This window comes from Streptomyces sp. NPDC059582 (assembly GCF_042735715.1).
GTDB lineage: Bacteria > Actinomycetota > Actinomycetes > Streptomycetales > Streptomycetaceae > Streptomyces.
In genome coordinates this window covers 1-12,033 of record NZ_JBHWCC010000104.1, presented here as the reverse complement: position 1 = coordinate 12,033, position 12,033 = coordinate 1, and the positions used below count along the sequence as shown (strand labels likewise).

General features: G+C 68.8%; 10 protein-coding genes and 1 pseudogene. 5 read left to right on the top strand and 6 right to left on the bottom strand.

Going from position 1 to position 12,033, the window contains the following annotated elements; all coding sequences use genetic code 11:
• The first annotated feature begins 443 nt into the window (after positions 1 to 443).
• Together ACFV0T_RS41695 and ACFV0T_RS41690 are read left to right on the top strand one after the other, a co-directional pair.
• A complete protein-coding gene (locus ACFV0T_RS41695) occupies positions 444 to 1,631 on the top strand; it encodes an epoxide hydrolase family protein (protein WP_385790701.1) in 1,188 nt (395 codons plus the stop codon).
• A 1,000-nt stretch (positions 1,632 to 2,631) separates the two neighbouring features.
• Positions 2,632 to 3,501, top strand: a complete 870-nt coding sequence (locus ACFV0T_RS41690; RefSeq protein WP_385790699.1) for a Bax inhibitor-1/YccA family protein — start codon at positions 2,632 to 2,634, stop codon at positions 3,499 to 3,501.
• Positions 3,502 to 3,595: 94 nt separating this feature from the next.
• On the opposite strand, the gene ACFV0T_RS41685 is transcribed toward ACFV0T_RS41690, so the two are convergent.
• The 4 genes from ACFV0T_RS41685 to ACFV0T_RS41670 form a co-directional block, all read right to left on the bottom strand.
• Positions 3,596 to 4,528: an SMI1/KNR4 family protein gene (locus ACFV0T_RS41685; protein WP_385790697.1), complete on the bottom strand. Its 933-nt coding sequence runs from the start codon at positions 4,526 to 4,528 to the stop codon at positions 3,596 to 3,598.
• A 173-nt stretch (positions 4,529 to 4,701) separates the two neighbouring features.
• A complete protein-coding gene (locus tag ACFV0T_RS41680; RefSeq protein WP_385790695.1) occupies positions 4,702 to 5,040 on the bottom strand; it encodes a DUF6262 family protein in 339 nt (112 codons plus the stop codon).
• 59 nt (positions 5,041 to 5,099) lie between these two features.
• Positions 5,100 to 5,984: an RNA polymerase sigma-70 factor gene (locus tag ACFV0T_RS41675; RefSeq protein WP_385790693.1), complete on the bottom strand. Its 885-nt coding sequence runs from the start codon at positions 5,982 to 5,984 to the stop codon at positions 5,100 to 5,102.
• A 198-nt stretch (positions 5,985 to 6,182) separates the two neighbouring features.
• On the bottom strand, positions 6,183 to 7,382 hold the full coding sequence (locus tag ACFV0T_RS41670) for an NAD(P)/FAD-dependent oxidoreductase (protein ID WP_385790692.1): 1,200 nt from the start codon (positions 7,380 to 7,382) through the stop codon (positions 6,183 to 6,185).
• 472 nt (positions 7,383 to 7,854) lie between these two features.
• Between ACFV0T_RS41670 and ACFV0T_RS41665 the strand changes: the two are divergent.
• A pseudogene (locus ACFV0T_RS41665) lies at positions 7,855 to 8,278 on the top strand (fumarylacetoacetate hydrolase family protein); the annotation flags it as partial.
• A gap of 54 nt (positions 8,279 to 8,332) precedes the next feature.
• Positions 8,333 to 8,788 (top strand): hypothetical protein, encoded by a 456-nt coding sequence (locus ACFV0T_RS41660; protein ID WP_385790690.1) that lies wholly within the window; start codon positions 8,333 to 8,335, stop codon positions 8,786 to 8,788.
• A 21-nt stretch (positions 8,789 to 8,809) separates the two neighbouring features.
• On the opposite strand, the gene ACFV0T_RS41655 is transcribed toward ACFV0T_RS41660, so the two are convergent.
• Positions 8,810 to 9,034, bottom strand: a complete 225-nt coding sequence (locus tag ACFV0T_RS41655; RefSeq protein WP_385790688.1) for a hypothetical protein — start codon at positions 9,032 to 9,034, stop codon at positions 8,810 to 8,812.
• A 1,181-nt stretch (positions 9,035 to 10,215) separates the two neighbouring features.
• Between ACFV0T_RS41655 and ACFV0T_RS41650 the strand changes: the two genes are divergently transcribed.
• Entirely contained in the window at positions 10,216 to 11,334 is a 1,119-nt protein-coding gene (locus tag ACFV0T_RS41650) for a glycosyltransferase (protein ID WP_385790686.1), read from the top strand.
• Here the strand turns inward: ACFV0T_RS41650 and ACFV0T_RS41645 are convergent.
• Positions 11,331 to 11,555, bottom strand: a complete 225-nt coding sequence (locus ACFV0T_RS41645) for a hypothetical protein (protein WP_385790684.1) — start codon at positions 11,553 to 11,555, stop codon at positions 11,331 to 11,333. The two genes, ACFV0T_RS41650 and ACFV0T_RS41645, sit on opposite strands and share 4 nt — an antisense overlap.
• Positions 11,556 to 12,033 lie beyond the last annotated feature (478 nt).

The window sequence follows — 12,033 nt, the reverse complement described above, 5'->3', positions numbered from 1 at the left end:
GACACCGGCTGATCCCCACGACGGCGCCGGCCGCCTCCCGGTCCGGGCCGGTAGGCGGCCGGCACATCACTCCCGGTCAGGGTGGTCATGCCGCGCTGGCCGTCAGGGGGAAACCGCAGCGGGGGTACCATCCCCCCGCCCCCCTGTCACCGCCTGCGGGAACGGCCGGGCGTCACATAACAGGGGCCGTGGGACACCTGCCCCGCAGACGGCCGTGTCAGGTTACCTACGCCACCGTGCGCCCCCTTTTCAGAAGCTAGGTCATCCACCTGATGCCCCGCATCCATTCGGCGCCTCATTATGAGAAGGCACCGGGAAACAGGAACTCCGGAAAACCGGATCCGGCAACGGAAACAATTCCTCTTCTCGTTCGCAGAACTTTTTCCCTGGCAGCGAGAACACCTTTCCCAGCCTGCCTGCATTCAGACAACAAGGAGACCACTGTGTCCAGCACGCCCGAAATCCGCCCGTTCACTGTCGAGTTCTCCGAGGCGGATCTCAGCGACCTGCGTGCGCGTATCGAGGCGACGCGCTTCCCGGAGAAGGAGACCGTCGCCGACCAGTCGCAGGGCACCCAGCTCGCCACCATCCAGGAGCTCGCCCGCTACTGGGCCGAGGAGTACGACTGGCGCAAGGTCGAAGCGAAGCTGAACTCCTACCCGCAGTTCATCACCGAGATCGACGGGCTGGACATCCACTTCATCCACGTCCGCTCCAAGCACGAGGACGCGCTGCCGCTGATCGTCACGCACGGCTGGCCGGGCTCGGTCGTCGAACAGCTCAAGATCATCGAGCCGCTCACCAACCCCACCGCCCACGGCGGTGACGCCGCCGACGCCTTCCACGTGATCATCCCGTCGATGCCCGGCTACGGCTTCTCCGGCAAGCCGGACGCCACGGGCTGGGACCCGAAGCGGATCGCCCGCGCCTGGGGCGAGCTCATGAACCGCCTGGGCTACACCAAGTACGCTGCCCAGGGCGGCGACTGGGGCGCCATCGTCACCGATCTCATGGGCGCGCAGGAGCCCAAGGGCCTGGTCGGCATCCACACCAACATGCCCGGCGTGATCCCAGCCGACATCGACGCCGCGCTCGCCAAGGGCAACCCGCTGCCTGAGGGTCTGTCCCTGTCCGACGAGGAGCAGGCCGCGGTCGAGCAGCTCGACTTCGTCTACCGGCACGTCTACTACGCCTACATGATGGGCTCGCGCCCGCAGTCGCTGACCGCGCTCGCGGACTCCCCGGTCGGCCTGGCCGCCTTCATGCTCGACCACGACGCCGCCAGCCTCGCCCTCATCACCCGCGTCTTCGACGGCGTCAGCGAGGGCCTGTCCCGCGACGACGTCCTGGACAACATCACCCTGTTCTGGCTGACGAACACGGGCGTCTCCGCGGCCCGCCTCTACGCCGAGAACACCACCCCGTTCTTCGGCGTCAACAATGTCAAGCTCCCCGTCGCCGTCAGCGCCTTCCCCGACGAGCTCTACCAGGCCCCCAAGAGCTGGGCCCAGCAGGCCTACCCCAACCTGATCCACTACAACCGCCTGCCCAAGGGCGGCCACTTCGCCGCCTGGGAGCAGCCCGAGACCCTCGTGAACGAGGTCCGCACCGGTCTGCGCTCCCTGCGCTAAACGCGGCCCGCACGGCAGCCAGGACCACACCCGCCTGCGCTCGCTGCGCTCACCGGCCCGGCCGGCACAGCTAGAGCACCGGCCGGCCTGACGCGGCGGCCGGGTGACTGAACCCCCAGCCACCCGGCCGCCTCGAGCCACACCGCACCCACGCCCGCCCCTCCGTGGACCACCCAGCCCGACAGCCGCACCCCGGCCGGACACCTGCCCGAACGCGCGGCAGCACCACCGGCCGGCCGGCAGACCAGCTGTCCACCACGCTCATACGCCGCCTCGCAGGACACCCGCACCGCGCCGGCCACCAGCCGGGCAGACCAGCGGTGCGGCACTGACCTGTGCTGTACCTCAGGGGATCCTCACCGCACCCACGCAATCCGCCTGCCTCCCTCGGCCCCGCCTTTCCCCGGACAAGGCCTCACCCCCCGTACGAGACGACGCCACGCAAAAAGAGGACCACAGGCATGCGCTGCACTACGGCTGCCCGCGAACAGGGCGGCCAGGACGACCCGTTCAGCATCCACGCAGCGCCCGGCAGCTCCTGCCAGACACCTCACGCCGCGATCACTTCCGGCCCGTGGCCGAGCTCGTCGACCATCTGGTCCTGGACCGAGACAGCGGTGACGGGAGGCTACGGACCCGCCAGTTTCTTCACGGTCTGAGGACGCCCCCCCACCACGGACACCCGCCGCAGCACCGCTGCGCCGCCCGCCGAACCCGCCCCCTCAACGCGACGCGGCCTCTAGGTCTGCGGCACGGCAAGCCCCCGCTCCCGGCAACCGGGCACCCGCACCGGGCCGGCCACGTGGCGATCCACGCTGCGGTCCACGGATGCCGAACACCGCGCACCCGGCGGGCTCTCGTGCACCCACCACCGCAAACGGCCGCCCGCCGAAAGCACCGCCGCCAGGCCTGACCGGCCACCAGGCAGGCGTACTTCGGGCAGCAGCCGGCAGGGGGCACGGCCGCCTGCCAGGGCCACCGCACACGAGAGGCAACTGCCATGACCTACTTCGAAAAGCGCTCCCCGAGGAGCACCAACCCCGTCCTCGGACAGTGGGAACGGAACCGGGACCGCGCCCCCTCACACGACGACACTCCGGTTGCTCAGGACCCGGCCCAAGCCGGCCGCCCTGCACCGGAGCCCCACCGCCACGACGCCGCCGCATCCCAGGCCGACACCGGCGTGATGACGATCGACGACGTCGTGGCCCGCACCGCCCTCACCCTCGGCGCGGTCGTCCTCGCCGCCGTCCTGTCTTGGCTGCTTCTTCCCGTCGACCCGGCACACATCTCCACCTCCTACGGCATCGCCACCGCAGCCGGCCTCGCAGCCCTGGCCCTGGCATTCGTACAGTCCTTCAAAGCCCAGCCGCTACCGGCTCTGATCGTCGGCTACGCCGCGCTCGAGGGCGTCTTCCTCGGCGTCATCTCCAGCGCCACGTCCAGCCAGCTCTCCCCCGGCATTGTCATCCAGGCAGTCGCCGGAACCATGGCCGTCTTCGCCGCCGTGCTGGTCGCCTACAAAAAGCGCTGGATCCGCGTCACCCGCCGCTTCTCCGGGTTCGTGACAGCCGCCGCTCTGGGCTTTCTGATCCTGACCGCCGCCAACCTCGTCTTCTCCGCCGTCGCCGGCGGAGACGGATTCGGCCTGCGCACCGGAGCACTCGGCATCCTCTTCGGCTTCATCGGCATCGTCCTCGGAGCATGCTTTCTCGCCCTGCACTTCAAGCAGATCGAGGACGGCATCGCCGCCGGCGCACCCCGCCAGGAATCCTGGCTGGCCGCCTTCGGCCTCACCGTCACTCTCGTATGGATCTACATAGAAACCCTCAATCTGCTCACCCTCGCCTCCGACGACGACTTCACATAGGCCGCCCTCCACGCGCCCTCGGCAGCTTGACCTACAGTTCTTGCAACGCGTCAGCGGTATGCCGCTCGCGTCCATCGCAGACCTGGGCAAAGCGTCACGTCAGGTCGAGTGCTCTCTCAATGGAGTCACGCACTGAGTCGTCCGTCTCGTTCGCCAGGTGCCGGCTGAGGACCTCGCGTCGCTGGGCGGGTAGCCGCCGGCCTTCCGGAGCGCGCGTCGTCATCAGGATGACCGCGAGGAAGCGGATGCCTGGGACGGAATCGGTGAGTGCCGTGGCGAGTAGGTCTCGGCCGTGCTCCCCCTGGGCCGCCAGGGCTCGCAGGATCGCTTCTCGGACGGCTGGGTGAGTCTCGGTGGAAAATGCCTGCAGCAGTGCGCCGGGCAAGTCGGTGCTCGGGTCCGGGTGGGTGATGAACGTGCAGGCGGCGGCTTGCCGCCTTGTCGGGAGTTCGTCGTCCAGGAGCGTGGCCACAAGCTGGGTTTCGTTGCCGGACATCTGGTCGGCGAATCGGGTGAGGTCCCGGTGTCCGGTCAGGACGAAGTCGAGCCACCGCTCGTACCAGGACAGGAAATCGGAGTCGGTGTGGAAGCGGGGAGCGAAGAATCCCTCGCCGTTGACCTCGACCAAGCGCCCGCGCCCGGGGCCTGTTACGACAAGCAACGTGAAGTCGCTGCAACCCCGGTAGACAACCGCGATCGTGCCGGGGAAAGAACCTGCGAACTCACCTTGGTCAGCGGGGCCTTGGGGAATGTCCCGGTCGGGGATGACCGGGAACGGCTCGGCGGGCCGTCCCATGCCGGTCTGTCGGCTGACCCACTGCTCCATTGGCAGCAGCCCGTAGGTGGGACCGTATCCGCCGTGGCCGATCCGGGTGAGGAACTGGCGGAATTCCACAGGCAGTCGGACGCCGTGGCTGTCCTCGAAAACCGAGAGCCGTGCTTCGGTGAGCCGGGGGCCAAGTACGGCCTTCTCCGATACCGGCAGCGCGGCAAGTTTGGTTTGGATCCGGGCGATCCTGGCGTTCACCAGTACGTCTTCTCATCTGGGATGAAAGGTCGAGGCGACAATAGTGCACGACCGGGCTGCCTTGTTGCTGTCGGTCTGCGTCGAACACGGCAAGACCGCGCCGGAGCTCCAGATTCTCCCCATGGGCCGCCGCCAGGGCCTTCCGGAGCTGGCTGATCTCCTCTCGGGTGAGCCTACTGCTGTTGTGAAAGGCGTGCGCTCAGCGCGAGCACGGCCGCCGTGGTCGACGACGGCGCTCCGGTGTCGGCTTGGCGCACACCCGGAACCTGGCCGTGCTTCGAGCGATGGCGTTCGATCATGCTGCGGAGCTGGGAGTGTCTGTAGAGGAAGTCGGCACTCACTCCTGCCTCACGGGCGACGGCCGTGAAACTCACGGCTCGACCGGTCTTGACGATCCGGGCGAGAGCGGTCTTGGTGAGTACGCGCCAGTCCTTCAGGCCGAAGAAGCCGTGCTCGTTCGCCGCGCGTTCCCGGCTGATCGGCCGGTTCGCTCGATTCTCGGCGGCCGTCACCGGCTTGTTCCGTGCCGCCTGCGCTACCGCGCACCTCGGTCGGCCGTGTCGGGGGACGGTCAGCGGGAGGTGAGGGGGGTTTCGGACTCGACGCGGGTGAGCTTTTCGGGGTTGCGGACGTAGTACAGGCCGGTGACGCGGGCGTTCTCCACGCGGAAGGCCAGCACGCCGTCGATCACGCCGTCCACGCGCAGGATGAGTCCGGGGTTGCCGTTGACCGTCGTGGGCTCACTGGTGAAGGTACCGCCGGCCTTTTCGACACTGCCGGCCATGTAACGGAGCACCTTGTCGGCGCCGACGACCGGCCGCAGGGCCGCCAGCCTGAGGCCGCCGCCGTCGCTGACGAACACAACGTCCGGGGCGAGTACGTCGAGCAGTCCCTGCAGGTCCCCGGTCTCGAGCGCGGACTGGAACGAGTCCAACGCTGCCCGAGCTTCTTCCGGGGAAACCGGCGTGCGCGGTCGGCGGGCGTCGACGTGCCGGCGGGCGCGGTAGGAGATCTGGCGTGCGGCGGCGGGACTCTTGTCGATCGCGGCCGCGATGTCGTCGTAGCCGAAGTCGAATACCTCGCGCAGCACGAAGACGGCGCGCTCGGTCGGTGAGAGGGTTTCGAGGATGAACATGAGTGCCAGCGACAGGTTCTCGGACAGTTCGACGTCCTCGGCCACGTCCGGCGCGGTGAGCAGAGGCTCGGGCAACCAGGGTCCGACGTAGGCCTCCTTGCGCCGATTGAGGGTGCGTAGCCGGTTGAGCGATTGCCGGGTCGTGATCCGTACCAGGTAGGCGCGCTGGTCCCGCACCTGCGCCAGGTCGGCCTTGACCCACCGCAGCCAGGCCTCCTGGAGGACGTCCTCGGCGTCCGCCGCCGACCCGAGCATCTCGTAGGCGACGGTGAACAGCAGGTTGCGGTGGGCGACGAAGGTTTCGGTCGCGGGGTCGTTCATCTCGTGCGCTTCACTCTCTCGCGGTCCGTCTCAGCTACCGGAAGCAGGCCATGGAACATGTACCCGGTCCGAAGACGGGAACGGCCTCGTGGCGCCCGGCCCTGGCATACGAGGTCGCGGCGCTGGGTACTTCCCGCTCCGCCTCGGTCCTTCGTGGGCGGGACTGGTCGGTCCCGGCCCACGAAGGGGACTTGGCGGCTAGGCCACGGGTCGGGTGCCGGACGGCGTCGTGCGGTGATCCGACCGAGGCGAATCCGGGCGGTCGGTGCTGTCGACTCGGGATGCGCGGGAACTGGCCTTGCGTGCCCCGGACACCAACTTGTCGAGGGTGAACCGGCAGGCGATCTCCTTGACGCCGGCACCGGTCCGCCCACTGATGTGGAGCGCGTTCACCCTGTCGTTCGGGTACGAGAACTGGGTGACACCCTCCTTCCGGCCGAGGCTGAGGCACTGCCCGGCGAAGAACATCCGGACGGGAGCGGGTGTCTTCCCCGCGATCCGGCGCAGGATCGTGTCGGCGGCCGCGGGGCCCAGTTGCACGGCCGCCTGGCAGCTCATCCGGAACGGATGGTCGGGCATCACCCCCGCGTCCCCGGCAGCGACGATGCGCACGTCGTCAACGCAGGTCAGCGTCGTGTCGATGACCAGACGGCCGGCGGCGTCGGTGCGCAGCCCGCTGCGGGCGGCCAGGTCCGGGACACGGAATCCCGCGGTCCAGATCGTCACCGTGCTGAGCAGCTCGCGGCCGTCGCCGAGCCGTACGCCCTCTTGTGTCACTTCCGTCACCCGCGCGCGGGGACCTTCGAGAACGGTCACACCCAGCTCGGCGAGCCGGCGGGCGACCGGGCGGCGGACCCGGGCATGCAGGGAGGGGCCGAGCACGTCGCCGCAGACCAGGGTGACCTTGCGACCCGCTTCCGCCAGCTCGGCCGCGGTCTCCAAGCCGGTCGGGCCGGCCCCGACCACGGTCACCGGAGCCGACACGGGCGTCGCGGCCAGCGCCGACCGCAGCCGTTCCACTCCCTCGAGGTCCGACATCCGATGAGCGAACTCCGCCGCTCCGGGCACGCCGGGATCGCAGGCGCCGCTGCCCACCGCGTAGACGAGGTAGTCGTAGGAGACCGTGCCACCGCCCGCCAGCGACACCTGGCGCTCGGCGGCGTCGATCCGGGTCGCGGTGTCGACCACCAGCCGGACGTTCCCGCCCATGACCCTCCCGAAACCCTCGACCGCGTCATCGGAGCCGGTCACGCGCTGGTGCAGGCGGATCCGCTCGACGAAGTGGGGACGCGGATTGACCAGGCTCACCGACACGCCATCGCGCCGAGCGAGGCTGTTGGCCGCCGTCACGCCCCCGTACCCTCCGCCGACGACGACCACCTCGACGTTCCCGTTCATCATGTCTCCTCGTGTTGTGGACTCGGCATGGAGACACCAGCTGCCCGTCCGGTGTAACAGCCCGCGGATGAGACGTGGCGCACATCGGACGCGGCGGGAACGCCGCCCCTGCCACCCGCGCCGCCTCCTCGACAGGGCCCTCGCACGGGTCTTGATCGCGCACGCCCGACGCTCGGCCTTCCACACACTGACCGGATCGCCCCCACCCCTCGCGCACCCGGCCATCGCCCCCGCAACTGCCTCGCAACGCCAGAAGCACCTGCGGTTCCGCGGGCGCATCCTGCCCGCCTGGGTTGATGTAGATCCGGCAGGGGCCGGGCTCCCGCCCGCGGGGCGGAGCGGGGCGGAGCGGGGCGGAGCCGTCGGTGACGGTGCCCTTGTAGGCGGTGGCCGCCGCGGGTGTACGGGGCGACCCGCATCCCCGACAGGCCGGCGGTCAGCCTGTCCCAGACCAGCCGGTAGCCGAGCACACGGTCTGGGCCCGTGCAAGGGCAACGACACCGCCACGACCCTGGGCCCGCACCTGGTCACGGCCTACGAACTGAAGCACTTCCGCGACATCGACGGCCTCCTGTGGCTGGCCCTGACCGCAGAGGGCAAGGGCGAGGTAGTCGGCAAAGACCTGCTGTCCAACATGGGTTGGACCGTTCGAGGAGATGACCGCCTACGCCTCCCGCGGCACTTGGGTCAGACGCAGCGCCCTCCTGGGCTCCGGCACCTGCGGCAACGGCGGCTGGCCGACCCAGCTCTGGGCTCTGCGTGGCAAGCCGGATCCGGCACCGCTGGAGCCCGGGGGCACCGGCACCAACCCCGTCGTCCCCGGCCGACCCGTGCAGGACATCAGCCCCGCAGGGCCGCGGCCCCGCACAAGCACGCGCACGCGCACGCGCACCTGACAGAAGCCACCCAGGACAGGAGAGGCCGTAGTCCGCCTGCGTGGAAAGGTCGTCGTGATCACCGAAGCCGCCCGCGGGCAAGACACAGCCCATGCCGCAGCACTCGCTCGCGAGGGCGCCCGTGTCATCGCCGCCGACGCGGCGCCCCAGCCCGACTGCCGGCTTCTCGACGTCACCGCTGCCCAAGGCTGGGCGGCACTGGCCGCCGATCTGCGCGCCACCCACGGGGCCGTACACGGTCCGGCCAACTGTGCCGGCATCACCTGGCGCGCTCGCCTCAGCGAAGCCACGCCCGAGGACTTCGCGTGGGTCCTGGGCTCGGCAGGGAACGTGGGGCGGCCCGTTGCGCGCTGCGGTGTGCCCGGAGGGCGGCGGCTCACCGACCCGCTCGGCGCAATCACTCGCCCCGAACGGAGTGTCGAGGGCACCTCTTCCGCCACCGAGCCAAGGGGGAACCTCAGCGCGCATACGAGTCCCCGCCGGGAGACCGGCGGGGACTCGTATGCGTGAACAGCGGTCGTGCGGCGTGGGTCAGCTGCAGACCGCGTAGACCGTAATGGTGGTGAGGGCGCCCGCCGTCGCGGTCACGGTCCAGTGGTCTCCGTTCGGGAAGCTCTGCCCGAGGGCGGTGGCGAGGCCAACGGCAGACAGTCCTCCAGAGATGGGAGTGGTGCCGGCCGGACATGCCGGGGAGTTGTAGGACGCGTTGACTCCAATCAGGACGTTGAAGTCCTGGGAGACGATCGTCGCGTCCACCGGTCCGGTGGGGCCAGTGGGACCGGTAGCGCCCGTGGCGCCGGTAGGACCAGTAGGACCGGTAGGACCGGTAGCGCCCGTGGCGCCGTCGACACCGGCAGCACCGGTCGCACCCGTCGCACCCGTCGCACCCGTCGGACCGGTCGGACCAGTCGGACCAGTCGGACCGGTAGCGCCCGTGGCGCCGTCGACACCGGCAGCACCGGTCGCACCCGTCGCACCCGTCGCACCCGTCGGACCGGTCGCACCCGTCGGACCGGTCGCACCCGTGGCGCCGTCGACACCGGCAGCACCGGTAGCTCCCGTCGGACCGGTAGCTCCCGTCGGACCGGTCGCACCCGTCGGACCGGTAGCGCCCGTGGCGCCGTCGACACCGGCAGCACCGGTCGCACCGGTCGCACCGGTCGCACCGGTCGCACCCGTCGCACCCGTCGCACCCGTCGCACCCGTCGCACCCGTCGCACCGTCGACACCGGCAGGACCAGTCGCACCCGTCGCGCCGGTCGCACCCGTCGGCCCTGCGGGCCCCGTGGGTCCTGTGGGTCCGGTAGGTCCTGTGGTGCCGTTTTCACAGTGGTCGTATCCACAATCGCCGCCAGCCGGGTTGGCGGCAGGGGCTATGTTGGCGACCGTCTTCGTGTGCCCCATCGCGAGAGCCGGGGTGGCCATGCCCGTGAGCACGAGAGCGAGGGATGCAAGGCTGCTGCCCGCAATCCAGGTGCTCCGCCTGGGAAGTGGGAGCGGACCGAGTGAGGACCTTGTCCTGGAGTCAGGACTCATGCGTTCTCCTGATTTCGCGAAGTCGAATAGTCACGCCACCCCGGCAGGGGCGACATGCACATCATTACCATGTGCGACGAATCGCGCACCTTCCGTGATATTGCCGCTCCGCCCGAGCCGTCGGCCGTTTCATGTCCAAGGCGTCTCCCGGCCTGGCTTCGACGTGACCGGCCATACACCTACTTGGGTGCATCCATCCGCGAGGCGAGGGTGGCAGCCGGTCTATCGGCACCAGCCCGCCCGCGTCGCGCCACCCGGCCCGGCTCGCTCATAGCAAGAATCGGCGTTGCGCCGACAGTCCTTGAGTCGAAGTGTCTAAAGTCATTACGGCGACCCCCTCCCGCGTGATTCAGACCTTTGTCGTCATGCTTGACTGGAAACTCGAAGGTAGGGCCAGAACAGTGAAGCCGACCATCTGCCTCTGCATGATCGTAAAGAACGAATCGGCCGTAATCGAGCGGTGCATCGCCTCGGTACGCGACATCGTCGACACCTGGGTCATCTCCGACACAGGCTCAACGGATGGCACCCAGGATCTGATTCGAAAAGCCTTCGATGGCGTCCCCGGCGAGCTGCACGAAGACCCCTGGGTGAACTTTGGGGTCAATCGCACACTCAACATCGAACGTGCCCGCGGGAAAGCCGACTACCTGCTCCTGATGGACGCCGACATGACAATTCGACAGGAAGGGCCATTGCCTTCGCTGTCCTGTGCGTCCTACATGATCCCGCACGCCGGCAGTCTCGCCTACCGGATCAAACGTCTCGTTCGCGGCGATCTGCATTGGCGCTACGAAGGAGTGACTCATGAGTACCTCACTGCCGACGAGGAGCACGAACAGGAGAACCTCGACGCCCTCGTGATCGAGCACTTCGCCGACGGCGGTTCCCGGCACGACAAGTTCGAACGGGACATGGCCCTGCTGAGCGCGGAGCTCGAGCGTGATCCCACAAACGCGCGCAGCGCCTTCTACCTGGCCCAGACCATGCGTGACATGGGTCGCACCGAAGAGGCGATCGCCCTCTACGAACGCCGTGCGGAGATGGGTGGCTGGGGAGAGGAGATCTATTACTCACTCCTGCAGGCAGGAATCCTCAAGGATGAGTCCGGTGACTGGCCGGGAGCCATGGATACCCTCTCGCGGGCATGGGAGCAGCGGCCGCAGCGCCTTGAAGCATGCTTCGAATTGGTCTCACGGCTGAGGAAGCGTGGAAACTACCATGCCGGGCATGCCTTCGCGTGTGCGGGGATCAATCGCGCGGAGCCCGACGACATTCTCTTCACTCACCCATGGGTCTACAAGTGGGGGCTACTCTTCGAATATTCCATCGTTTCTTACTGGGCAGGGGATTTTCAGGGCTCCCTCGAAGCGTGTGACCGCCTCCTGACCATTCCTGACCTGCCGGAAGCGCATCGTCTGCAAACACTGCGGAATCGTGATTTCGCCGTCGCCCGTCAAGCCGAAAAGTCGAACAGTATCAAGGGTGAAAAATCCCGGCGGTCCGGGGCCGGAATTTAGCGAAGGGCTCGGAAAGCAGGGGCATTGCGTGTTCGAGATCGGTCCGGTTCGCCGGCCCCGAGCAGCAGAGCCTCAGCCAGCGGCCGGGCCGAGGTCAGTGGGCGGCGGCGCACCGCGGAAGCGCGTGCGGCCAGTCTCAGAGTGCGGGTGATCAGCATGGCGATCGCCATCATGATCAGCGCGTCGGTGACTGCGTCAGCGGTCACCTGATTGGTGATCATCCACTGGCCGAGGAGAGCGGAGAACCAGTGCTCGGAGAGCCGGCGGCGCGGCCCTCGCGGCCGGTGCCGGCGTGGCGTACGGCGCACGGCGCCGAAGGCCCACCGCAGCCTGACCCGGCAGAAGAAGATCGCCGCGCTCTCCACAGGACCGACCGCCGGACGATGAAACAGCCCCGGGACGCGCTTGGGTTCGCGTGGTCGTCGCAACAGCCCAGCTGTCGGAGTGCGACGGATGAACAGCGCAGCCGCATGCCTCCGCACCGTCCCGGCGCCAACGACACGCAGCAGTCAGCCCACTCCCATCCGCATACCGCACACACCACGGACACAGCCACCACACCGGACCATCAGACACGTCGCGAAGGTTCACCTTGGAGCCGAAGTCAGTAAGCACGACAGAGCCCATGGCCTGCCGCTCGTGAAGCGTGCCCCGGCAGACCACGGCCGGGGAACCAAGACGCGCGGGGCGCCGGGAATC